This window comes from Pseudomonas sp. zfem005, from assembly GCF_032621735.1.
Taxonomy (GTDB): Bacteria; Pseudomonadota; Gammaproteobacteria; order Pseudomonadales; family Pseudomonadaceae; genus Metapseudomonas; species Metapseudomonas solani.
On record NZ_JAVYJE010000011.1, the window covers coordinates 202,732 to 224,593 of the forward strand.

Here is a 21,862-nt window from a genome sequence, read left to right on the forward strand (position 1 = left end):
CCCCGATGGCAGAAGGTATCCGTCGCAGTCAGCGTGATTACACGCAGGCTTTTAAACTGGCAGTGGTCGATCAGATCGAAAAAGGCGAAATGAGCTACAAGGAGGCTCAGGCTCGCTACGGCATCCAGGGCCGCTCGACGGTGCTGGTGTGGTTACGCAAGCATGGTCGGCAGGACTGGAGTCAGGGAGCCTCCATTCGATCCGCCAGGAGCAAGCCGATGTCCGAACCCAACCTGCCACTGACGCCGGAGCAGCGCATCAAGGAGCTGGAGCAGCAGCTGGAAGTCATGAGCCAGAAGGCCCAGTTCTTCGAAGCGGTCGTGAACGTACTGAAGAACGACTACGGCGTATCCGTTGTAAAAAAGCGTCCCGGCAAGTCCTCACGCAAGGGCAAATCCCAGCGCTGAGCGTTAGCAGGGCTTGCCAGTTCATGGGCTTGAGTCGCCAAGCCTATTACCAGCGTAACCACTCGGCGGACCAGCGTTCCGAGCAAGATTCGCTGATTGCCCAGGTCGTGCGTGAGGTACGGATGCGGCAGCCCCGTCTGGGGGCGCGCAAGTTGCATTTTTTGCTGCAGGATCAGGCCAGGATCGCGTTCCATGTGGGCCGGGATCGCCTGTTTAGGGTGCTGGCGGAGCATCGCCTGCTGGTCAAACCCAAGCGGGCGTACCACAAGACCACCCATAGCTTTCACCGGTTCTATCGTCATCCGAATCTGCTCAAGCCAGGGCTGCAGCAGGTGTTGCCCTGCGCCCCGGAGCAGGTATGGGTGGCGGACATTACCTATCTGCCGAGCCAGAGCGGTCCGCTGTACCTGAGCCTGGTCACCGATGCCTATTCGCGCAAGATCGTCGGCCATCACGTCCACGACAGCCTGCATGCCGAGTCGGTGGCCCGGGCCTACAGCCAGGCGCTGCGGTACCGCACGACGCGGANCCCCCTGGTGCATCACTCCGACCGAGGCATCCAGTACTGCTCGGAGCTGTACCAACGCCTGCACGTGCAGCACGGGGCAACCTGCTCGATGACCGATGGTTACGACTGTTACCAGAATGCGCTGGCTGAGCGCGTCAACGGCATCCTGAAGAACGAGTTGCTGGAGCACCCTCCTACCGGCCTCGGACAGGCGCGTCGCATGGTGCGCGAAGCCGTCGATATCTATAACCGGGAGCGGCCTCACCTGGCTCTGAAATACAAAACGCCCGATGCGGTGCATCGGGCGCTTTGAGGTATGGAGCTTGGCCTGAAAGGTGTAAACCTATTTCAGGACTAGACATGCAACACCACTCGCGGCTGCACTCAGTCGGTGCGCCAGACGATCTCGCTGCTGCCTTGGGCGTTGACCCTGATCCAGCGGTCCGCATCGTCCTCGCCTTCTTCTTCCTGCCAGCCACCCGGTGCGCAACGGATTTCCACGCCCAGCGCGGCGAACGCGGCCAGTGCGCAGGAGAGGTCGTCCTCCCAGGGCGTCGCATCGCTCTCCAGCAGCAGGCTGTGCCATTTGCCCACCGCGCGCGGCAGCCAGGTCACGGGGATGCCGCCGGCGTTGCATTTGAAGGTCTGGCCCTTCTGCTGCCAGGGCGAGCAGTCGCCCAAGGCCTGCGCCAGCCAGGCGGAAACGGCGTCCTGGTCGGCGTCCTTCAGGTAGATCTCGATATCGGGTTGGCGCATGGCGGGGGTCCTAGTTTCTGACGATCCAATCGTAGCGTATGGAGACCGTCACTTCGAAGGCGTCTTTGATCACGGCGGCACGGCGTTCGGCGCTGGCGCGCCAGCCGTGGGGCGTCATGGCCAGAAGGTCGGCACGGGCTTCGCTGCTGGCCAGCTGCAGGTCGAATTCGAGGGTTTCGCTGTGTTCCAGCTTCATGCCCTCGGGGATCAGTGTCAGGTGCTTCTCGTCGTCGTAGTCGCGGACCTCGTCATACAGGCGTTCGCGCAGCTGCATCAGGTGGCCGCGGGTCGGGCCCATGCGCAGCAGGCCACCGCCGGGGGCGAGCAGGCGGCGGGCCTCCTGCCAGTCCAGCGGGCTGAAGACGCTGGCCAGGAGCTGGCAGCTGGCGTCCGCCAGGGGCACGCGGGCCATGCTCGCCACCAGCCAGGTCAGGCCGGGCGCGCGGCGGCAGGCACGCTTCACCGCTTCGCGGGAGATGTCCAGGCCGTAGCCGTCGGCGTCGGGCAGCGCATCGGCGATCTGCGTCGTGTAGTAGCCCTCGCCGCAGCCGATATCCAGCCAGCGCGCAGGGCGGCGTTCGGCAGCCAGCTGCGCCAGGCGGGCGGCCAGCGGCGCGTAGTGGCCGCCTTCGAGGAAGCGTCGGCGGGCCTCGACCATGGCGGCGTTGTCACCGGGGTCGCGGCTGTTCTTGTGCTGCACCGGCAGCAGGTTCAGGTAGCCCTGGCGGGCGCGGTCGAACCGGTGGTTGGCCGGGCAGGCAACGCCGTTGTCCACGGGGGACAGCGGCGCCTGGCAGATGGGGCAGGTGAGCATGATCAGGCCAGCAGCCGTACGAGGGTCTGCTGGTAGATCTCGGTCAGCAGGTCGAGGTCGCTGGCCAGCACGCGCTCGTTGACCTGGTGGATGGTGGCGTTGACCGGGCCGAGCTCGACCACCTGGGTGCCCATGGTGGCGATGAAGCGGCCGTCGGAGGTGCCACCGCTGGTGGACGGGGTGGTCTCGCGACCGGTGACGGCCTTGATGCTGGCGGCCACGGCGTCGAGCAGTTCGCCCGGCTCGGTGAGGAACGGCAGGCCGGAGAGGGCCCATTCCACGTGGTAGTCCAGGCCGTGCTTGTCGAGGATGGCATTGACCCGCTGCTGCAGGCCTTCGACCGTGGATTCGGTGGAGAAGCGGAAGTTGAACACCGCCACCAGCTCACCCGGGATCACGTTGGTGGCGCCGGTGCCGGAGTTGAGGTTGGAGACCTGGAAGCTGGTGGGCGGGAAGAAGGCGTTGCCGTCGTCCCAATGCTCGGCGGCGAGTTCCGCCAGGGCCGGGGCGGCGAGGTGGATCGGGTTCTTCGCCAGGTGCGGGTAGGCCACGTGGCCCTGGATGCCGCGCACGGTGAGGGTGGCGCCGAGGGAGCCACGGCGGCCGTTCTTCACCACGTCACCCACCAGTGTGGTGCTGGAGGGCTCACCGACGATGCACCAGTCCAGGCGTTCGCCACGGGCGGCCAGGCGCTCGACCACAGCCTTGGTGCCATGGTGGGCGGGGCCTTCTTCGTCGCTGGTGATGAGGAAGGCGATGGCGCCCTGGTGCTGCGGGTGCTCGGCGACGAAGCGCTCGACGGCGATGATCATCGACGCCAGGCTGCCTTTCATGTCGGCGGCGCCACGGCCGCAGAGCATGCCCTGCTCGTCGATCTTGGCGTCGAAGGGCTGGTGCTGCCAGGCCTGCAGCGGGCCGGTGGGCACCACGTCGGTATGCCCGGCGAAGCACAGCACGGGGCCTTCACCGCCACGGATGGCCCAGAAGTTCTCCACGTCCTCGATGCGCATGCGTTCGATGCGGAAGCCGACCGCTTCCAGGCGGCGCATCATCAGCTCCTGGCAGCCTTCGTCGACCGGCGTGACCGAGGGGCGGCGGATGAGGTCGCAGGCGAGCTCGAGGGTGGGGGAGAGGGCGGTCATGCAGGGCTCCGGTAAGGCGGCAAGGCGTGAAAAGGACGACATCTTAAAACATAAACGGCGGCCATTGGCCGCCGTTTAGGTCACTCGCTACGGGTCAGGCCGTGGCTTCCGGATGGGGCTGTTCCAGCGGCTTGGGCGCCGAGGAGAGCAGCGCCATGATCAGCGCGGCGAGGTAGGGCAGCGACTGCACCAGCAGCATGGCCACCCAGAACTTCACGTCGGCGCTGGGCAGGCCCTGGACGATGCCGATGCCGATGGCGGCGCCCCACAGCAGGAGCATCACGAAGACTTCTTCGCGGGCTTCCGCCAGGGCCATCATCAGGCCGTGGTTGCTGCGCATCTTCGGCGTGCGGAAGAACGGGATGCTGGTGGTGAAGAAGCCGTACAGCACCGCCTTGGCGATGGTGTGCGACAGGGCCAGGCCCGCTACCGCGGCGCAGAACGCGTCCTTCAGGTTGACGCCGACGGCGCGCTGGTAGAGGAACACGATCTTCGCCACCTTGAAGAAGAACAGCGCCAGCGGCGGGATGGCGAAGATCAGCAGCGGCGGGTCGACCCGTTGCGGCACGATGATCATCGCGGCCGACCAGAGCAGCGCACCGATGGTGAAGAAGATGTTCAGGCCGTCGGCGATCCACGGCAGCCAGCCGGCGATGAAGTGGTAGCGCTGGCCACGCTTGAGCTCGGAATCCTTGCCGAGGAACAGGCTGCGGGCGTGCCCCTTCATGATCTGGATGGCGCCATAGGCCCAGCGGAAGCGCTGCTTCTTGTAGTCGATGAAGGTGTCCGGCATCAGGCCCTGGCCGAAGCTGTCATGGGCGTAGGCGGCGGCATAGCCTTTTTCGAACACGCGCAGGCCGAGCTCGGCGTCTTCGCAGATGGTCCAGTCGGCCCATTGCAGCTCGTCCATCACGGTGCGGCGGATCATGGTCATGGTGCCGTGCTGGATGATCGCGTTGCGGTCGTTGCGGGTCACCATGCCGATGTGGAAGAAGCCCTTGTACTCGGCGTAGCAGAGCTTCTTGAAGGTGTTTTCCTTGCCGTCGCGGTAGTCCTGCGGCGACTGCACCACGGCGATCGAGGGATCGGCGAAGTGCGGGACCATGTGCTTGAGCCAGTTGGGGTTCACGCAGTAGTCGGAGTCGATCACCGCCACGACTTCGGCGTCAGGCGCGGTGTGCGGCAGGATGTAGTTCAGCGCGCCGCCCTTGAAGCCGGCGAGCGGGGCGACGTGGAAGAAGCGGAAGCGCGGGCCGAGCTGTTCGCAGTACGCCTGCACCGGTTCCCAGACGGCCGGGTCCTTGGTGTTGTTGTCGATGATGATGACTTCGTAGTCTGGATAGTCCAGTGCGGCGAGGGCGTCGAGGGTCTGTTTGACCATCTCCGGCGGCTCGTTGTAGCAGGGCACGTGGATCGACACCTTGGGCCGGTAGGGCGAGTCGCCTATCACCGGCAGGAACGGCCGGCGACGGGAGCGTACCCAGACTGCCTCGGCCAGTTCATGGGCCTCGGTGAGCAGGACGATGAACACGCCCAGGGCACCGACGCCCAAGAGCACGCCGACGGTGAGGCTGAACCAGGTGCTGTATTGCTGGCTGTAGTCGTAGGCGATCCACACCAGCACCGAGCCACCGGCGAAGGCGACGAAGGTGAGGAAGGTGCGGCCGCGCTGACGCAGGGCGCTGCCGTCGATGAGCATCAGGGCCAGGGCCAGCAGGGCCATGACCACCGAGGCGACGGCGAGCATGCGCCATTGCGGGATGGCGATCACCGGGCCTTCGAAGTTGAACTTGGGCTGGCGCTCCAGGTTGTAGACACCCCAATAGGCACCCACCGAGCCTTCGTCGCTGGCCTTCCACGGCTGGTCGAAGGCTTCGATCACGAAGTAGTTGTAGCCCTGGGCGTTGAGGGCGTTGACCAGGGTGCGCAGGTAGATGGCCTGGTCGGCCTGGGAGGCGTCGGCGCCGCCGCGCATGCGGCCGTTGCTCGGCCAGCCCACTTCGGAGAGCAGCAGCGGCTTTTTCGGGAAGGCCTTCTTCAGGTCCTTGGCGCGCTCCAGCACGAACTGGGTGGAGTCCTCCATGGGGATGAATTCCCAGTAGGGCAGGACGTGGGCGGCGACCAGGTCGACGTGGTTGGCCAGCTCCGGGTACTTCAGCCAGATGTGCCACTGCTCGGAGGTGGTCACCGGCACCTTCACGGCCGCGCGGACGCGGTCGAGGTAGACGGAGAGGTCCTTGCGGCTGATCTCGCGGCGGAACAACGCTTCGTTGCCGACCACTACGCGCACGACGCTGCGCGAGTTGTTGGCGATTTCGATGGCCTTGGTGATCTCGCGCTCGTTGCGCGCTTCATCCGGGCTGATCCAGATGCCGAGGGTCACGCGCAGGCCGAATTCCTCGGCGATGCGGGGGATGTCGGCGAGGGTGCCGTCCACTGAGTAGGTGCGGATGTTGTCGGTCTGCTTGCTCAGCAGCTCGAGGTCTTCACGGATCTGCTCGTCGGTGGGGTAGCGGTCCTGCTGGGGGTTCTGGTCCACACGGAACGGCGAGTAGGAGTAGCCGGAGATCTGCTCGGGCCAGTCCGGGGCACTGACGGGACGGTTGTAGAGCGCCCAGATTCCGGTGAACAACGCGGCGACCGCCACGAAGACCACCAGGTTGAGTCCAAATTTACGCGATGGCATAGGGATTTCAGGTTCCGAAGCGTGGAACGGGGAGATAGCGCCAGCGAGCGCTGGTCGGCGCGCATGCTACTCCGGCGTCCGGCGACTGTATAGATTCTGTACGAACGATAGCCGTGCCTGCCGGCCATTGCACACAGGCTTTGTCCCTGGGGTTGCGGAGAAGTTCGCGGCGATTTCCCGGGCCCGTCGCTGGCGTTGTGTCAGGCCCGGTACGAAGGGGATTACAGGGCACGCAGAAGGATGCGCTCGCTGGCTTCCAGGTCGAGGTCGCGACGCTCGCTGAGGGCCGTCATGCCGTGGCGCTCCAGCTGGGCCAGCACCTGGGGGATGGCTTCCGCGTCCAGGCCGTGGTCGGCGAGGCGGGTGGGCACGCCCAGGGCTTCGAAGAAGTCGCGGGTGGCGGCGATGGCGCCGTCGATCCGGGTGTCTTCGTCCCCTGTCAGGCCCCAGACCCGCTCGGCGTACTGGGCCAGCTTGGCGCGCTTGGGTTCGCGGCGCTCGGCCAGCAGCGCCGGCAGCACCACGGCCAGGGTCTGGGCATGGTCGAGGTGATAGAGGGCGGTGAGCTCGTGGCCGATCATGTGGGTCGCCCAGTCCTGCGGCACGCCGCAGCCGAGCAGGCCGTTGAGGGCCTGGGTGGCGCACCACATGAGGTTGGCGCGCACGGCATAGTCCTCGGGGTTGGCCAGGGCCTTGGGACCTTCCTCTATAAGGGTGAGCAGCAGGCCTTCGGCCTGGCGGTCCTGCAGCGGCGCATCGGCGGGGTAGGTGAGGTACTGCTCCAGGGTGTGGACGAAGGCGTCGACCACGCCATTGCCGATCTGCCGCGCCGGCAGGCTGAAGGTGGTGCGCGGGTCGAGGATGGCGAAGCGCGGGTACAGCAAGGGGCTGGAGAAGGGCAGCTTCTCCTGGCGCGTCACATGGGTGACCACGCCGTGGGGGTTGCTCTCCGAGCCGGTGGCGGCAAGGGTCAGCACGCAGCCCATGGGCACGGCCGCCTTGGCCCGGGTGCCGGTGAGCAGGTCCAGCGGGTCGCCGTCATGGCACAGGGCCGCGGCGATGAACTTGCTGCCGTCGATCACCGAGCCGCCGCCAACGGCGAGGATGAAGTCGCAGCCTTCGCGGCGCGCCAGTTCCGTGGCTTTTACCAGGGTGTCGAATTGCGGGTTGGCCTCGATGCCGGCGAAGCGGGTCAGCGCATAACCGGCCAGGGCCTGTTCCACCTGCTGCCAGACGCCGTTCTGGAAGATGCTGCCGCCGCCGTGGGTGACCAGCACCCGGCTGCCGGCGGGAATCTCACGGGCCAGCTTGTCGATCTGGCCTTCGCCGAAATGAATGCGGGTGGGGTTATAGAAGGTGAAGTTGCGCATGCTTGGCTCCCTTGTTGTTATCGGCCGACTATAGCGCTGGCGGGCAGCGGGCCGATCTATGGCTCACCATTCAGCGGTGTCGGGCTTGGGATGGCGGTCGACGCTTCCTATAATGCGCGCCCGGCCAGGTGGCTGGCGAGTTGGGAGCTAGGCATGAGTACAGACGAACGTTTCGGTGGCATCGCCCGCCTTTATGGCCTGGAGGGCGCCGCGCGCCTGCAGGCGGCGCACGTGGCGGTGGTGGGCATCGGCGGCGTCGGCTCCTGGGCGGCCGAGGCGCTGGCGCGATCCGGCGTTGGTGAGATTTCCCTGTTCGACCTGGACGATGTCTGCATCACCAACACCAACCGCCAGGTGCACGCCATCGCCGGTGCCGTGGGGCGGGCCAAGGTGGAGGTGATGGCCGAGCGCATTCGCGCCATCAACCCGGCTTGCGTGGTGCATGCGGTGGCCGACTTCGTCACCCGCGAGACCATGGCCGAGTACATCACCCCCGAGCTGGATGCGGTGATCGACTGCATCGACAGCGTGGCGGCCAAGGCGGCGCTGATCGCCTGGTGCAAGCGCCGCAAGATCCAGATCGTCACCACCGGCGGCGCGGGCGGCCAGGTGGACCCGACGCAGATCCAGGTCACCGACCTGAACAAGACCTTCAACGACCCGCTGGCGGCCAAGGTGCGCTCCATGCTGCGCCGCGACTACAACTTCTCGCGCACGGCGGGGCGCACCTACAGCGTGCCTTGCGTGTTCTCCACCGAGCAGCTGCGCTACCCCAAGCCCGATGGCTCGGTGTGCCAGCAGAAGAGCTTCGTCGGTGAGGGCGTGAAGCTGGACTGCGCCGGCGGCTTCGGCGCGGTGATGATGGTTACTGCCAGCTTCGGCATGGCCGCTGCGGCCAAGACCGTGGACAAGCTGGTGGCCGGTGCGCGGCAGCCGTCGGAGCGTGCTGCTGGCTAGAGGGTTGTTCCGGGAATCTCATCGCGAATGAATTCGCGCCTACCCAAGGATGCTGATGACTCGCATGAGCCCTTGGCCGTAGGGCGGGTGAAACCCGCCGGCTGTAGCGGCCTTGTGTCGGGTTGCACCCGACCTACCTAGCGGTCTTGCGTATCTGTTCGAGCACGGCGTTGAGGCCGTTGCTGCGGGACGGGGAGAGCTGGCGGCCGAGGCCGAGCTGGGTGAACCAGTCGGCGAGGTCGAGGGCGGCCAGCTCCTCTGGCGGCAGGCCCTGGACGCGCACCAGAAGCACGGCCAGCAGGCCGCGGATCAGCCGGGCGTCGCTGGCGGCGCGGAAGTGGCGCTGGCCATCCTTCATTTCACTGACCAGCCAGACCTGGCTTTCGCAGCCATGCACACGGTTGGCGTCGCTGCGTTCTTCGTCTGCCAGGGGCTCCAGGCGCTCGCCCCATTGCATCAGCAGGCGCGCACGCTGCTCCCAACTGCCGGCGCCGGTGAAGGCTGCGAGGGCCTCGGAGGCGGCGGGTGGCAGGTTCATCGCAGCAGCTCCAGGGCCTTGTCCAGGGCAACGAAGAAGCGCTCCAGGTCGGCGCTGTCGTTGTAGAGGCCGAGGGAAACACGGATCGCGCCACTGAGGCCGAGCCCCTTGTACAGCGGCATGGCGCAGTGGTGCCCGGCACGCACGGCGATGCCCTGTTCGGTGAGCAGGTGGGCGAGGTCGGCGTTGTGCACGCCTTCGACGCCGAAGCAGGCCAGTGCCACCCGGGGCTCGCCCACCAGGCGCACACCGTCGCGGGCGGCGAGGCCGGCCAGCAGCTTGGCGTGGAGCACGGTCTCGTGGGCGGTGACGGCGGCCGCATCGAGGCTGCCGAGGTAATCCAGCGCGGCGCCGAGCCCGATCACCGGGGCGATGGCCGGGGTGCCGGCCTCGAAGCCCAGGGGCGCGCTGTGGAAGTCGGCGTCCTGGTAGTCGGCGCGGTGCACCATCTCGCCACCGAACTGCCAGTGGTCCAGACGGGCCAGGGCATCGGCCTTGCCATAGAGCACGCCGACCCCTTCCGGGCCGTAGAGCTTGTGCCCGGAGAACACATAGAAGTCGCAACCCAGGGCCTGTACGTCATGACGGCCGTGGACCACGCCCTGGGCGCCATCCACCACGGTCAGCGCGCCCTGCTGGCGGGCCATGGCCAGCAGCTCGGCGAGGGGCTGCCAGCGGCCGAGCACATTGGACAGCTGGCTGACGGCGAGCAGGCGGGTACGCGAATCGATCAGCTGGCGGGCTTGGTCGAGGTCGATATCGCCCCGTGCATCCAGCGGCAGCACCACCAGTTCGAGCTGGCGACGGCGTGCCAGCTGCTGCCAGGGCAACAGGTTGGCGTGGTGTTCCAGGGCGCTGATGACGATGCGATCACCGGGCGCGAAGTGCCGCTCCAGCCCATAGGCCAGCAGGTTGAAGGCTTCGGTGGCGCCACGGGTGAAGACGATCTGCGCCGGGTGGGCGGCGTTCAGCCAGTGGGCGACGCGGGTGCGGCTGCCTTCGAAGGCCCGGGTCGCCCGCTCGCCCGGCAGGTGCTGGGCACGATGCACATTGGCCGCGCCGCTGGCGTAGTAACCGAGCAGGGCATCGAGCACCGCCTGGGGCTTCTGCGAGGTGGCGGCGCTGTCCAGGTAGGTCTGCCCCTCGGCGTCGAGGGCCGAAAGGGCGGGGAAGTCGGAGCGCCAGGGGGACGGAAGCATAGCGATGAGCCTGAGACCGGAAAGTGCTGGAAGCCAGAAGCTGGAAGCCGGAAGTACTCGAGGTCACTTCCGGCTTCTGGCTTTCGACTTCAAGCTGTCTTTTTAATTATGCGCGTGAAGGGCTTCGTTCAGCTCAATGGCCGTCTTGTTGGTCTTGCACTCGACGGCGCCGTTCTGCGAGTTGCGGCGGAACAGCAGGTCGGGCTGGCTGGCCAGGTCGCGGGCCTTGACCACTTTCACCAGGGCGTTCTGGTCGTCCAGCAGGGCGACCTTGGTGCCGGCGGTGATGTACAGGCCGGCTTCGACGATGTTGCGGTCGCCCAGGGGGATGCCGATGCCGGCGTTGGCGCCGATCAGGCAGCCTTCGCCCACGGCGATGACGATGTTGCCGCCACCGGAGAGGGTGCCCATGGTGGAGCAGCCGCCGCCCAGGTCGGAGCCCTTGCCGACGAAGACGCCAGCGGAGACGCGGCCTTCGATCATGCCCGGGCCTTCGGTGCCGGCGTTGAAGTTGATGAAGCCTTCGTGCATCACGGTGGTGCCTTCACCCACATAGGCGCCCAGGCGGACGCGGGCGCTGTCGGCGATGCGCACGCCGGCGGGGACCACGTAGTCGGTCATCTTGGGGAACTTGTCCACGGAGAAGACTTCCAGCAGCTCGCCCTTCAGGCGCGCTTCCAGCTGGCGCTCGGCCAGTTCGCCGAGGTCGACGGCGCCGTGGCTGGTCCAGGCGACGTTCGGCAGCAGCGGGAAGATGCCGGTCAGGTTCAGGCCGTGGGGCTTGGCCAGGCGGTGGGACAGCAGGTGCAGCTTGAGGTAGGCCTCGGGGGTGGAGGTCAGGGCGGCGTCTTCGGCCAGCAGGGTGGCGACCAGCGGCTTCTGGCTTTCGGCCAGGCGGGTCAGCAGGGCGGACTGGGCCGGGTCGATTTCCTTGAGCGCGGAGGCCAGGTCAGCGGCCTGGGCATTGCTGAAGGCGATGGCCTGGTTGCCGGCGCTGTAGCTGAGGATCGGGGTGATGGCCTCGACCAGCTGGGCGCTGGGCTTGAGCAGGGGCTGGGCGTAGAAGACTTCCAGCCAGTTGCCCTGGCGGTTTTGGGTGCCGACGCCGAAAGCGACGCTGAAGAGTTGGGTGGACATGGGAATTCCTCGTTCTGAATAGGTTGGATCAGGCGGTCCGGTCGATGGCTTGCCGGGCGGTGCCGAGACGGTGTGCGGTCACTTGAAGGCGGCGGCGTAGAGCTCGGGCTTGAAGCCGACCAGGGTGCGGGTGCCCAGGTCGAGTACCGGTCGCTTGATCATCGACGGCTGGGCCAGCATCAGTTCGATGGCCTTGGCCTGGTCGAGATCGGCCTTCTGCGCGTCGTCGAGTTTGCGGAAGGTGGTGCCGGCACGGTTGAGGACGGTTTCCCAGCCATGTTCGGCACACCATTTCTGCAGATTGGCGCGGTCGATGGCGGAAGCCTTGTAGTCGTGGAAGGCATAGCTCACGCCCTGCTCGTCGAGCCAGGTGCGGGCCTTCTTCATGGTGTCGCAGGCCTTGATGCCGTAGAGGGTGATGGTCATGGGGCAGCTCGGAATCACGTAAACCAAGGGGGCGCGCAGCCATGGGCGCGCGACGTCGGTCGGCGATTATGCCACGCGGGATTGCCCGATGGGGCGCCTGCGCGGCGCACCGTGCCGTCAGAGGAAGAACACAGCGAGGCCGAGCACAGCGACGACTGCGCCGAGGGCGCGCACGAGTGTCGGCGCCGATTGGAGCTGGCGCTCGGGGGCCAGGCGTACCAGGGGGTAGCGGCCATAGAAGCGCGCCAGGGCAGTGGACACCTTGCCCGGGGCGAGTAGCAGATAGAGCGCGACGGCGAGCAGGAGGATGCCGATTGCCAGGCGGAGCGTGCTGTCCATTCGAAACTCCTAGAGTGCCCAGCGCGTGACGTTGTGGGACACGCTGATATCGACGCCGCCGTAGTCGGTCGAGACGCTGGTGGGGATCATCGGGCCATTGGGGATCTTGATGCCACCGCCGATCTTGACGCCAGCACCGGCTTCCACGGAGACGCCGCCCATGTAGCCGTAGCCCTCGAAGCTGTCGGAGGACTTGGCGGCATCGTCGCTGAAGCGGAAGGTGCGGGATGTGGCGCGGAATGCGGGAAGACCTACGCCGATGCCGGCCATGTAGACGGTGTAGAGAGAGGTGCGGCCGTTGCTGGTGTCGCGTACTTCGGCGTTGAACACGCCGCCGCCGACGATGACGTGGCCGACCGCGCCGCCGATGGTGATGGTCACTTCGAAGACTTTCATCCTGACTCCTGCTCCATGGATGGCGGGCCCCGGTTCAACCGGGGTCTGCGAGCTCATCCTTCCCTGGATGAGAGGCCGGATTTTCAGGGCCCCTGCGCCAAGGGGCAAGCTTGGATGTTCGGCTTTGTGACACCTGCCCCGTTCGCTGACCGGGCAGTCGGATCAGAGGCTGCGGACGAAGTCGCGGATGCGCTCGGCGGCTTCGATGCACTCGGCGAGCGGTGCTACCAGGGCCATGCGCACGCGGCCGGCGCCGGGGTTGAAGCCGTCCACCTCGCGGGAGAGGTAGGAGCCGGGCACCACGGTGACGTGCTCGCGGGCGAAGAGCTCGCGGGTGAAGGTCTGGTCGTCCACCGGGGTTTTCGCCCAGAGGTAGAAGCCACCGTCCGGGCGTTGCACGTCGAGCACGCCACCGAGGATGTCGAGCACGGCGTCGTACTTCTCGCGGTACAGGTCGCGGTTGGCGCGCACGTGGGCTTCGTCGTTCCAGGCGGCGATGCTGGCCAACTGGGTCTGCACGGGCATGGCGCAGCCGTGGTAGGTGCGATAGAGCAGGAAGGCCTTGAGGATGGCGGCGTCACCGGCGACGAAGCCGGAACGCAGGCCCGGCAGGTTGGAGCGCTTGGACAGGCTGTGGAACACCACGCAGCGGGCGAAGTCGCTGCGGCCCAGTTCGGCGCAGGCGCTGAGCAGGCCGGCGGGCGGGTTGGCTTCGTCGAAGTACAGCTCGCTGTAGCACTCGTCGGCGGCGATGACGAAGTCATGCTCGTCGGCCAGGGCGATCAGCTTCTTCAGTTGTTCGACCGGCACCAGGGCGCCGGTGGGGTTGCCCGGGGAGCAGAGGAAGAGGATCTGGCAGCGCTGCCAGACCTCGACCGGTACGGCGTCGAAGTCGGGGTTGAAGCCGTTCTCCGCCAGGCAGGGCAGGTAGTGCGGCTCGGCGCCGGCGAGCAGGGCTGCGCCTTCATAGATTTGGTAGAAGGGGTTCGGGCTGACCACCAGGCCGTTGTCGGTGCGGTTGACCACGGTCTGGGTGAAGGCGAACAGCGCCTCGCGGGTGCCGTTGACCGGCAGCACGTGGCGGGCGGCGTCGAGCCAGCCGGCCGGTACCTTGAAGCGGCGCTCGCACCAGGCGGCGATGGCTTCACGCAGGGCCGGGATGCCGAGGGTGGTGGGGTACACGGCCATCTGCTCGAGGCTATCGGCCAGGGCCTTGGCGACGAAGTCCGGCGAGCGGTGCTTGGGCTCGCCGATGGACAGGGCGATGGCCTTCTTGTCGGCGGGCTGCACGCCGCCGAGCAGGGCGCGGAGCTTTTCGAAGGGGTAGGGCTGCAGGTGGTTCAGCGCGTCGTTCATTCGTTGTTCCTGGCTACTGCGAGCGGCTGCACGGGCGCGCTCAGATACTGATGCGATTCGGGTCCACGCCCTGGGCGTTGGCTTCGGACAGCTGCGAGACGATGGCGGCCTGCAGGCGCCGGCACAGCTCGGGGTCGGCCAGCGGCTGGTTGTCGGCGTCGGTGACGAAGAACACGTCTTCCACCCGCTCGCCGAGGGTGGCGATCTTGGCGTTCTGCAGCGACAGGTCGAAGTCGAGGAAGATGCGCCCGATGCGCGCCAGCAGGCCGGGGCGGTCGGGGGCGATCAGTTCGAGCACGGTCACCGGGCGCTGGGCGTCGTTGGAGATGGTCACCTGGGGCGGGAAGGCGAAGTGCTTGAGCTGGCGCGGTACGCGGCGCTGGATGATCGCCGGGTACTCGTCGGGGTTCTTCAGCGCCTCGATCAGGCCCTCGCGGATTTCCTTCACCCGCGCCGGGTTGTCGCCGATGGAGCCACCGGCGGTGTCGAGCACGATGTAGGTGTCGAGGGTGAACTGGCTGGTGGAGGTGATGATCCGCGCGTCGTGGATGTTGAGGTTGAGCTGGCTCATCGCGGCCACGGTCACGGCGAAGAAGTCGTGCTGGTCCGGGGCGTAGATGAAGATCTGGGTGGCGCCCTCGAACTCGCGCTGGGCGGTTTCCTTGATCAGCACCAGCGGGTCGTTGCCGGCCGGGTGCTGGAGGATGGCTTCGGTGTGCCAGGCCACGTCGTTGGCGGTGTGGCGCAGGAAGTAGTCGTCGCCGAGCTGGGACCAGAGTTGCTCGGCGTCGTCCTGGTCGATGCCGTTGCGCACGAGGATGTCGATGGCGGCGGTCTGGGTCTGGCGGATCTGCTCTTCGCGGTCCAGCGGGTTTTCCAGGCCGCGGCGCAGGGCGCGCTTGGTTTCGGTGTAGAGCTGGCGCAGCAGGCTGGCGCGCCAGGAGTTCCAAAGGCTCGGGTTGGTGGCGTTGATGTCGGCCACGGTGAGTACGTAGAGGTAGTCGAGGTGGGTCTGGTCGCCGACCAGCTGGGCGAAGTCGAAGATCACCTGCGGGTCGGAGAGGTCCTTGCGCTGCGCGGTAGTGGACATGACCAGGTGGTTCTGCACCAGCCAGGTGACCAGGCGCGAGTCCCAGGCCGGCAACTGGTGCCGGGCGCAGAAGGCTTCGGCGTCGACGGCGCCGAGCTCGGAATGGTCGCCGCCACGGCCCTTGCCGATATCGTGGTAGAGACCGGCGATATAGATCAGCTCGGGCTTGGGCAGCTTGTCGATGACCTTGCTGGCCAGGGGGAACTTCTCCGCCAGTTCGGGCCACTTGAGCTTGCGCAGGTGCTTGATCAGGTTGAGCGTGTGGGCGTCGACCGTATAGATGTGGAACAGGTCGTGCTGCATCTGCCCGATGATGTGGCCGAACTCGGGCAGGTAGAGGCCGAGGATGCCGTAGCGGTTCATCCGTCGCAGGTTGCGGTGGATGCCCTGGTACGACTTGAACAGCTCGATGAACAGGCTGGTGTTGCGGATGTCGCTGCGGAAGTCGTCGTCGATCAGGTGGCGGCTGTCGCGCAGCAGGCGGATGGTGTCGGCACGCACGCCCTTGATCTCGGGGTGCTGGGCCATCAGCACGAAGATTTCCAGCAGGGCGAAGGGGGTGCGCTTGAAGACGTTGGGGTGGGTGACTTCGATGTAGCGGTCACGCAGCTGGAAGCGGCTGTTGAGCGGCTGCGCGGGCGACGACTCGGCGCTGCGCAGGATGACTTCCTCGAAGTGCTGGTTGATCAGGTCGCTGAGCTCGGCGACGCCCATCACCACGCGGTAGTACTTCTGCATGAAGTGTTCGATGGCCTGCTTGGCATCGTCGCCCTGGAAGCCCAGCAGCCCGGCCAGCTTGCGCTGGTGGTCGAACAGCAGGCGGTCCTCGGCGCGGCCGGCGAGCATGTGCAGGGCGTAGCGCACCTTCCAGAGAAACTCCTGGCTGGAGGCGAGCATGCTGCATTCGCTTTCCACGAGGAAGCCTTCCTTTACCAGGGCGTGCAGGTTGAGGCTGCCGAACTGGCGGCGGGCGACCCAGAGGATGGTCTGGATGTCGCGCAGGCCCCCAGGCGAGCCCTTCACGTTGGGCTCGAGGTTGTATTCGGTGTCGTTGTACTTGGCGTGGCGGGCCTTCTGCTCCTGGCGCTTGGCGAGGAAGAAGTCCTTGCTCGGCCACATGCGCTCGGGGCTGGTGACGTCCTGCATGCGCCTGCGCAGGCTTTCCGGGCCGGCGATGGTGCGGCTTTCCATCAGGTTGGTGACCACCGTCAGGTCGGCGCGGGCCTCATCGGCGCATTCGTCCACCGAGCGCACGCTCTGCCCGACTTCCAGGCCGATGTCCCAGAGCAGGGTGAGGAAGCCCTCGATGGATTCGCGAAAGGTTTCGTGGTCGGCGCTGTCCAGGAGGATCAGCAGGTCGATGTCGGAATAGGGGTGCAGCTCGCCCCGGCCGTAGCCGCCGACCGCCAGCAGGGCGATGTCGGCGTCTTCGCTCCAGTCGAAGCGCTCCCAGGCGGCGCGCAGGAGCTGGTCGACGAACCAGGCGCGGTCTTCCACCAGGCGGCGGATGTCGCGACCATTGGCGAAGCGGGTGTCGAGCACCTCCTTCGCCTGGCGGATGGCCTTCTTGAAGGCGGCGATGGGGCTGGATTTCAGCGCCAGCTCGGCCTGGAACTGGCCGCGGTCGAACAGTTCGGGATCCACCTGCGGCATCGGTCGCCTTCCTTATAGCTGTGGGGCGGGGTCAGGACTCAGGCAGAAACCCGGGGAATGGTGTCGTCGCTGCGCAGGGTGAAGATCTCGTAGCCGGTCTCGGTCACCACCAGGGTGTGTTCCCACTGCGCGGAGAGCTTGCGGTCCTTGGTGATGGCGGTCCAGCCGTCGCCCAGTACCTTGGTCTCGGCACGGCCCTGGTTGATCATCGGCTCGATGGTGAAGGTCATCCCCGCCTTGAGCTCCATGCCGGTGCCGGCACGGCCGTAGTGGAGGATCTGCGGCTCTTCATGGAACACCGCGCCGATGCCGTGGCCGCAGAACTCGCGGACCACCGAGAAGCCGTTCTTCTCGGCATGCTTCTGGATCACCTCGCCGATGTCGCCCAGGCGGCAGCCCGGCTTGACCAGTTCGATGGCCTTGTACATGCACTCCTGGGTGACCTGGGACAGGCGCTCGGCCCAGACCGGCACCTTGCCGACGTGGAACATGCGGCTGGTGTCGCCGTGGTAGCCGTCCTTGATGACGGTTACGTCGATGTTCAGGGTGTCGCCGTCCTTCAGCGCCTTCTCGTTGGGAATGCCGTGGCACACCACATGGTTGATCGAGGTGCAGATGGACTTGGGGAAGCCTTTGTAGTTGAGCGGGGCGGGAATCGCTTTCTGCACGTTGACGATGTAGTCGTGGCAGATGCGGTCGAGTTCTTCGGTGGTCACGCCGGGTTTGACGTGCTCGCCGATCATCTCCAGGACTTCGGCGGCCAGGCGGCCTGCCACGCGCATCTTTTCGATTTCTGCGGGCGTCTTGATGGTCACGGTCATGGCGGTTCTCGAGCGTTTCTATATAAAGGGTGCAATCTTAACAGCTGGAAGCCCGAAGCTTGAAGCTGCAAGAAGGCCCGACGCGTCTCGCTTCGGGTTCCGAGCTTATAGCTTCGGGATGAATTCTGTGCTATAAAACGCGCCGCTTTATGGGCAACCCTGTCCTGAAGCACAAACCCCACACACGTATCGACACGATTTCCTGGGTGCCCGCAAGGGTTGGAGATTGGGGTACGTGGAGGCCTAACCCGACTTATCAAGGAACTATCATGTCCCAAGTCAACATGCGCGATATGCTGAAGGCCGGTGTGCACTTCGGCCACCAGACCCGTTACTGGAACCCGAAAATGGGCAAGTTCATTTTCGGCGCGCGTAACAAGATCCACATCATCAACCTTGAAAAAACCCTGCCGATGTTCAACGAGGCCCTGTCCTTCGTTGAGAAACTGGCTGCAGGCAAAAACAAGGTTCTGTTCGTCGGCACCAAGCGTTCCGCTGGCAAGATCGTCCGCGAAGAAGCTGCTCGTTGCGGCTCCCCGTACGTCGATCACCGCTGGCTCGGCGGCATGCTGACCAACTACAAGACCATCCGTCAGTCGATCAAGCGTCTGCGTGATCTGGAAGGTCAGGCTCAGGACGGCACTTTCGCCAAACTGACCAAGAAAGAAGCGCTGATGCGCACCCGCGATCTGGAAAAACTGGAACGCAGCCTGGGTGGTATCAAGGACATGGGCGGCCTGCCGGACGCTCTGTTCGTGGTTGACGTTGACCACGAGCGCATCGCTATCACCGAAGCCAACAAGCTGGGCATCCCGGTCATCGGCGTAGTCGATACCAACAGCAGCCCGGAAGGCGTTGACTACATCATCCCTGGTAACGACGACGCCATCCGCGCCGTTCAGCTGTACCTGGGTGCCATGGCTGACGCCGTACTGCGTGGCCGTCAGAACGCCAATGGCGGTGCTGACGAGTTCGTCGAAGAAGCTGCTGCTTCCGAGGCTGCCGAAGGCTGAGGCCGGCGCGCTTAGCGTTACCCGGTGCGCAAGAAGGGGGCTAGGCCCCCTTTTTGCCACCTTAGATATTTGTCTGCCCGGAATGCCGGGCTGAATGGTTGAAAACCTATTCAAGAGGATAGCGAACATGGCAGAGATTACTGCAGCCCTGGTTAAAGAACTGCGCGAGCGCACCGGCCTGGGCATGATGGATTGCAAGAAGGCCCTGACCGCGGCCGAAGGCGACATCGAAAAAGCCATCGACGACATGCGTGCCGCGGGTGCCATCAAGGCTGCCAAGAAGTCCGGCAACATCGCTGCCGAAGGCGCCATCGCCGTCAAGGTTGCTGCCGACAACAAGGCCGCCGTGATCATCGAAGTCAACTCCCAGACCGACTTCCTGGCTCTGCAGGACGACTTCAAGAACTTCGTCGCCGCCACCATCGACCAGGCTTTCGAAGAGAAGCTGACCGACGCCGCTCCGCTGGTTGCCTCCCGCGAAGACGCCCGTCTGGCCCTGGTTTCCAAGACTGGCGAAAACGTCAACATCCGTCGCCTGACCCGCGTCGAGGGTGACGTCGTGGGTGCCTACCTGCACGGCCACCGCATCGGCGTTCTGGTCAGCCTGAAAGGCGGCAGCGTCGAACTGGCTCGCGATATCGCCATGCACGTGGCTGCCAGCAACCCGCAGTTCCTGAACGCTTCCCAGGTTTCCGAAGAAGCCGTTGCCAAGGAAAAGGAAATCTTCCTGGCCCTGAACGCCGACAAGATCGCCGGCAAGCCGGAAAACATCGTCGAGAACATGGTCAAGGGCCGTATCGCCAAGTTCCTCGCCGAAGCCAGCCTGGTCGAGCAGCCGTTCGTCAAGGATCCGGAAGTCAAGGTCGGTGACCTGGCCAAGAAAGCCGGCGCCGAGATCGTTTCCTTCGTACGTTACGAAGTAGGCGAAGGCATCGAGAAGGTCGAAGTGGACTTCGCTGCCGAAGTTGCTGCTCAAGTCGCTGCAACCAAGCAGTAAGACAGCCTAGGCTGTCGCCCTGGAAGAGGCTGCCCGCTCACGCGCGCGGCCTCTTCGTCAAACTGGGGAGCCCTTTTGGGTGGCTCCGTGGCCAGGCCCGCCAGGCGGGCACCAAGTGCCGCGTGCGTAGTCGAAGCTACGCTCCAGAACGCGGGAGCCCCGTGCTCCATGAATTCAATACGCCGCAGGAGAACTCGTAATGGCTCAGCAGGTGAGTGGTCGTCAACCTCGCTATAAACGCATTCTGCTCAAACTCAGCGGCGAAGCCCTGATGGGTGCCGAGGAGTTCGGGATCGATCCGAAGGTCCTGGACCGCATGGCGCTGGAAATCGGTCAGTTGGTGGGCATTGGCGTCCAGGTCGGCCTGGTCATCGGCGGCGGCAACTTGTTCCGCGGTGCCGCCCTCAGTGCCGCCGGCATGGACCGGGTCACCGGCGACCACATGGGCATGCTGGCCACCGTGATGAACGGCCTGGCCATGCGCGACGCCCTTGAGCGTTCCAACATCCCCGCGCTGGTGATGTCGGCCATCTCCATGGTCGGCGTGACCGATCACTACGACCGCCGCAAGGCTATGCGCCACCTCAAGAGTGGCGAAGTGGTGATCTTCTCCGCCGGCACCGGCAACCCATTCTTCACCACCGACTCGGCGGCCTGCCTGCGCGCCATCGAGATCGATGCTGACGTGGTATTGAAAGCCACCAAGGTGGATGGCGTGTACACTGCCGACCCCTTCAAGGATCCGAACGCCGAGAAATTCGATCACCTCACCTATGACGAGGTGCTGGATCGCAAGCTGGGCGTGATGGACTTGACGGCGATTTGCCTGTGTCGTGACCAGAAGATGCCGCTGCGGGTCTTCAACATGAACAAACCCGGCGCCCTGTTGAACATCGTTGTGGGTGGCGCCGAAGGAACCCTGATCGAGGAGGGCGAGCAATGATCAACGAGATCAAGAAGGACACGCAGGAACGCATGACGAAGACCCTGGAGTCGCTGGGTCATGCCTTCGCCAAGATCCGCACCGGCCGTGCGCACCCGAGCATTCTGGACAGCGTGATGGTGTCTTACTACGGCACCGATACCCCGCTGCGCCAGGTGGCCAACGTGACCGCCGAGGATTCCCGCACCCTGGCCCTGACCGTGTTCGACAAGAGCATGATCCAGGCGGTCGAGAAGGCCATCATGACGTCCGACCTCGGCCTGAACCCGGCCACCGCGGGCACCACCATCCGCGTACCGATGCCGGCCCTGACCGAGGAAACCCGCAAGGGCTACACCAAGCAGGCTCGCGCTGAAGCCGAGAACGCCCGTGTCGCGGTGCGTAACATCCGCCGTGATGCGCTGGCCCAGCTGAAGGACCTGGTAAAGGAAAAGGCGATCAGCGAAGACGAAGAGCGTCGCGCCGCTGATGATGTGCAGAAGCTGACCGACAAGTTCGTCGCTGAGGTCGATAAGGGCCTGGAAGGCAAAGAAAACGACCTGATGGCTGTCTGACGGCACCCGCATATGGAAAAGAAAGGCGTTTCTCCAGCGATCCCGCGTCATGTGGCGATCATCATGGATGGCAACAATCGCTGGGCAAAGAAGCGCCTGCTGCCAGGCGTCGCCGGCCACAAGGCCGGTGTCGACGCCGTTCGTGCGGTTATCGAGGTGTGCGCCGAGGCCGGTGTCGAGGTGCTCACCCTGTTCGCATTCTCCAGTGAGAACTGGCAGCGCCCGGCCGAAGAGGTCGGCGCGCTGATGGAGCTGTTCCTCTCGGCCTTGCGCCGGGAGGCGCGGCGCCTGAACGACAACCAGATCCGCTTGCGCATCATCGGTGATCGTTCGCGCTTTCACCCTGAGTTGCAGGCTGCGATGCGTGAAGCCGAGCTGCTGACCGCCGGCGAGCATCGCTTCACCCTGCAGATCGCCGCCAACTACGGTGGCCAGTGGGACATCACCCAGGCCGCTCAGCGCCTGGCCCGTGAAGTCCAGGCCGGGCACCTGCAGGTGGACGAAATCACTCCCGGGCTGTTGCAGAACTGCCTGGCCACTGGCGACCTGCCGCTGCCTGACCTGTGCATCCGCACCGGTGGCGAGCATCGCATCAGTAATTTCCTGCTCTGGCAGTTGGCCTATGCCGAGCTGTATTTCTCCGATCTGTTCTGGCCTGACTTCAAGCACGAAGCCATGCGCAAGGCCCTGGCCGATTTCGCCATGCGCCAGCGCCGGTTCGGCAAGACCAGCGAACAGATAGAAGCCGAGGCCCGCTAAC

At 65.5% G+C, this 21,862-nt stretch carries 21 protein-coding genes; 7 read left to right on the plus strand and 14 right to left on the minus strand.

All coding sequences use genetic code 11. The features are described from left to right. Positions 1-5 precede the first annotated feature (5 nt). Positions 6-1,228 (plus strand): IS3 family transposase gene (locus RTW82_RS24315; RefSeq protein ID WP_410478842.1). Its coding sequence is split into 2 segments (ribosomal slippage): positions 6-357 and positions 357-1,228, totalling 1,224 coding nucleotides; the frame shifts between segments, so codons are not numbered across the junction. A gap of 71 nt (positions 1,229-1,299) precedes the next feature. On the opposite strand, the gene RTW82_RS24320 is transcribed toward RTW82_RS24315, so the two are convergent. From RTW82_RS24320 to RTW82_RS24340, 5 genes are all read right to left on the minus strand, one after another. Then, positions 1,300-1,671, minus strand: a complete 372-nt coding sequence (locus RTW82_RS24320) for a hypothetical protein (protein WP_021219458.1) — start codon at positions 1,669-1,671, stop codon at positions 1,300-1,302. Between the two features lie 10 nt (positions 1,672-1,681). Then, positions 1,682-2,485, minus strand: a complete 804-nt coding sequence (locus tag RTW82_RS24325; RefSeq protein ID WP_316926700.1) for a putative RNA methyltransferase — start codon at positions 2,483-2,485, stop codon at positions 1,682-1,684. Positions 2,486-2,487: 2 nt separating this feature from the next. After that, positions 2,488-3,627, minus strand: a complete 1,140-nt coding sequence (gene dapE / locus RTW82_RS24330; RefSeq protein ID WP_316926701.1) for a succinyl-diaminopimelate desuccinylase — start codon at positions 3,625-3,627, stop codon at positions 2,488-2,490. Between the two features lie 94 nt (positions 3,628-3,721). Then, entirely contained in the window at positions 3,722-6,313 is a 2,592-nt protein-coding gene (locus RTW82_RS24335; protein ID WP_021219455.1) for a glycosyltransferase, read from the minus strand. Between the two features lie 221 nt (positions 6,314-6,534). Beyond that, complete coding sequence (locus RTW82_RS24340) at positions 6,535-7,683, minus strand: iron-containing alcohol dehydrogenase (RefSeq protein WP_316926702.1); 1,149 nt, start codon at positions 7,681-7,683, stop codon at positions 6,535-6,537. Between the two features lie 153 nt (positions 7,684-7,836). On the opposite strand from RTW82_RS24340, the gene tcdA reads away from it, so the two are divergent. Beyond that, the gene (tcdA, locus tag RTW82_RS24345; RefSeq protein ID WP_316926703.1) at positions 7,837-8,640 is read left to right on the plus strand and encodes a tRNA cyclic N6-threonylcarbamoyladenosine(37) synthase TcdA; all 804 of its coding nucleotides are present in this window, start codon (positions 7,837-7,839) and stop codon (positions 8,638-8,640) included. Between the two features lie 133 nt (positions 8,641-8,773). On the opposite strand, the gene RTW82_RS24350 is transcribed toward tcdA, so the two are convergent. The 9 genes from RTW82_RS24350 to map form a co-directional block, all read right to left on the minus strand. Then, positions 8,774-9,178, minus strand: coding sequence for a SufE family protein (locus RTW82_RS24350; protein WP_316926704.1), 405 nt, complete (start codon positions 9,176-9,178; stop codon positions 8,774-8,776). Beyond that, positions 9,175-10,377 (minus strand): cysteine desulfurase, encoded by a 1,203-nt coding sequence (locus tag RTW82_RS24355; protein ID WP_316926705.1) that lies wholly within the window; start codon positions 10,375-10,377, stop codon positions 9,175-9,177. The genes RTW82_RS24350 and RTW82_RS24355 overlap by 4 nt, the downstream gene beginning before the upstream one ends. A 102-nt stretch (positions 10,378-10,479) precedes the next feature. Beyond that, positions 10,480-11,514: a 2,3,4,5-tetrahydropyridine-2,6-dicarboxylate N-succinyltransferase gene (dapD, locus tag RTW82_RS24360; RefSeq protein WP_316926706.1), complete on the minus strand. Its 1,035-nt coding sequence runs from the start codon at positions 11,512-11,514 to the stop codon at positions 10,480-10,482. A 78-nt stretch (positions 11,515-11,592) separates the two neighbouring features. After that, positions 11,593-11,940 (minus strand): ArsC family reductase, encoded by a 348-nt coding sequence (locus tag RTW82_RS24365; RefSeq protein WP_021219449.1) that lies wholly within the window; start codon positions 11,938-11,940, stop codon positions 11,593-11,595. 117 nt (positions 11,941-12,057) lie between these two features. Further along, entirely contained in the window at positions 12,058-12,279 is a 222-nt protein-coding gene (locus RTW82_RS24370; protein ID WP_043243670.1) for a hypothetical protein, read from the minus strand. A gap of 9 nt (positions 12,280-12,288) precedes the next feature. Further along, entirely contained in the window at positions 12,289-12,675 is a 387-nt protein-coding gene (locus RTW82_RS24375; protein WP_271658803.1) for a hypothetical protein, read from the minus strand. Positions 12,676-12,837: 162 nt separating this feature from the next. Then, a complete protein-coding gene (gene dapC / locus RTW82_RS24380; protein ID WP_316926707.1) occupies positions 12,838-14,031 on the minus strand; it encodes a succinyldiaminopimelate transaminase in 1,194 nt (397 codons plus the stop codon). Positions 14,032-14,071: 40 nt separating this feature from the next. Next, a complete protein-coding gene (locus RTW82_RS24385; protein WP_316926708.1) occupies positions 14,072-16,774 on the minus strand; it encodes a [protein-PII] uridylyltransferase in 2,703 nt (900 codons plus the stop codon). Positions 16,775-16,812: 38 nt separating this feature from the next. Further along, positions 16,813-17,595, minus strand: coding sequence for a type I methionyl aminopeptidase (map, locus tag RTW82_RS24390; RefSeq protein WP_021219444.1), 783 nt, complete (start codon positions 17,593-17,595; stop codon positions 16,813-16,815). A gap of 269 nt (positions 17,596-17,864) precedes the next feature. Between map and rpsB the strand changes: the two genes are divergently transcribed. The 5 genes from rpsB to uppS all read left to right on the plus strand — a co-directional run bounded on the left by rpsB (position 17,865) and on the right by uppS (position 21,861). Next, positions 17,865-18,608: a 30S ribosomal protein S2 gene (rpsB, locus tag RTW82_RS24395; protein WP_021219443.1), complete on the plus strand. Its 744-nt coding sequence runs from the start codon at positions 17,865-17,867 to the stop codon at positions 18,606-18,608. Positions 18,609-18,735: 127 nt separating this feature from the next. Continuing rightward, complete coding sequence (tsf, locus tag RTW82_RS24400; protein ID WP_021219442.1) at positions 18,736-19,605, plus strand: translation elongation factor Ts; 870 nt, start codon at positions 18,736-18,738, stop codon at positions 19,603-19,605. A 199-nt stretch (positions 19,606-19,804) separates the two neighbouring features. Continuing rightward, entirely contained in the window at positions 19,805-20,548 is a 744-nt protein-coding gene (pyrH, locus tag RTW82_RS24405; RefSeq protein WP_021219441.1) for a UMP kinase, read from the plus strand. After that, a complete protein-coding gene (gene frr / locus RTW82_RS24410; RefSeq protein WP_021219440.1) occupies positions 20,545-21,102 on the plus strand; it encodes a ribosome recycling factor in 558 nt (185 codons plus the stop codon). The genes pyrH and frr overlap by 4 nt, the downstream gene beginning before the upstream one ends. Positions 21,103-21,114: 12 nt before the next feature. Beyond that, on the plus strand, positions 21,115-21,861 hold the full coding sequence (gene uppS, locus RTW82_RS24415) for a polyprenyl diphosphate synthase (protein WP_031287671.1): 747 nt from the start codon (positions 21,115-21,117) through the stop codon (positions 21,859-21,861). Position 21,862: the final 1 nt, after the last annotated feature.

Coding starts and splice junctions, on each gene's coding strand:
- RTW82_RS24325 (WP_316926700.1), bottom strand. CDS start 2,485: ATGCTCACCTGCCCCATCTGCCAGGCGCCGCTGTCCCCCGTGGACAAC.
- map (WP_021219444.1), bottom strand. CDS start 17,595: ATGACCGTGACCATCAAGACGCCCGCAGAAATCGAAAAGATGCGCGTG.
- RTW82_RS24320 (WP_021219458.1), bottom strand. CDS start 1,671: ATGCGCCAACCCGATATCGAGATCTACCTGAAGGACGCCGACCAGGAC.
- RTW82_RS24340 (WP_316926702.1), bottom strand. CDS start 7,683: ATGCGCAACTTCACCTTCTATAACCCCACCCGCATTCATTTCGGCGAA.
- RTW82_RS24370 (WP_043243670.1), bottom strand. CDS start 12,279: ATGGACAGCACGCTCCGCCTGGCAATCGGCATCCTCCTGCTCGCCGTC.
- dapD (WP_316926706.1), bottom strand. CDS start 11,514: ATGTCCACCCAACTCTTCAGCGTCGCTTTCGGCGTCGGCACCCAAAAC.
- rpsB (WP_021219443.1), top strand. CDS start 17,865: ATGTCCCAAGTCAACATGCGCGATATGCTGAAGGCCGGTGTGCACTTC.
- tsf (WP_021219442.1), top strand. CDS start 18,736: ATGGCAGAGATTACTGCAGCCCTGGTTAAAGAACTGCGCGAGCGCACC.
- RTW82_RS24335 (WP_021219455.1), bottom strand. CDS start 6,313: ATGCCATCGCGTAAATTTGGACTCAACCTGGTGGTCTTCGTGGCGGTC.
- RTW82_RS24355 (WP_316926705.1), bottom strand. CDS start 10,377: ATGCTTCCGTCCCCCTGGCGCTCCGACTTCCCCGCCCTTTCGGCCCTC.
- frr (WP_021219440.1), top strand. CDS start 20,545: ATGATCAACGAGATCAAGAAGGACACGCAGGAACGCATGACGAAGACC.
- pyrH (WP_021219441.1), top strand. CDS start 19,805: ATGGCTCAGCAGGTGAGTGGTCGTCAACCTCGCTATAAACGCATTCTG.
- dapC (WP_316926707.1), bottom strand. CDS start 14,031: ATGAACGACGCGCTGAACCACCTGCAGCCCTACCCCTTCGAAAAGCTC.
- RTW82_RS24350 (WP_316926704.1), bottom strand. CDS start 9,178: ATGAACCTGCCACCCGCCGCCTCCGAGGCCCTCGCAGCCTTCACCGGC.
- RTW82_RS24365 (WP_021219449.1), bottom strand. CDS start 11,940: ATGACCATCACCCTCTACGGCATCAAGGCCTGCGACACCATGAAGAAG.
- uppS (WP_031287671.1), top strand. CDS start 21,115: ATGGAAAAGAAAGGCGTTTCTCCAGCGATCCCGCGTCATGTGGCGATC.
- tcdA (WP_316926703.1), top strand. CDS start 7,837: ATGAGTACAGACGAACGTTTCGGTGGCATCGCCCGCCTTTATGGCCTG.
- RTW82_RS24385 (WP_316926708.1), bottom strand. CDS start 16,774: ATGCCGCAGGTGGATCCCGAACTGTTCGACCGCGGCCAGTTCCAGGCC.
- dapE (WP_316926701.1), bottom strand. CDS start 3,627: ATGACCGCCCTCTCCCCCACCCTCGAGCTCGCCTGCGACCTCATCCGC.
- RTW82_RS24375 (WP_271658803.1), bottom strand. CDS start 12,675: ATGAAAGTCTTCGAAGTGACCATCACCATCGGCGGCGCGGTCGGCCAC.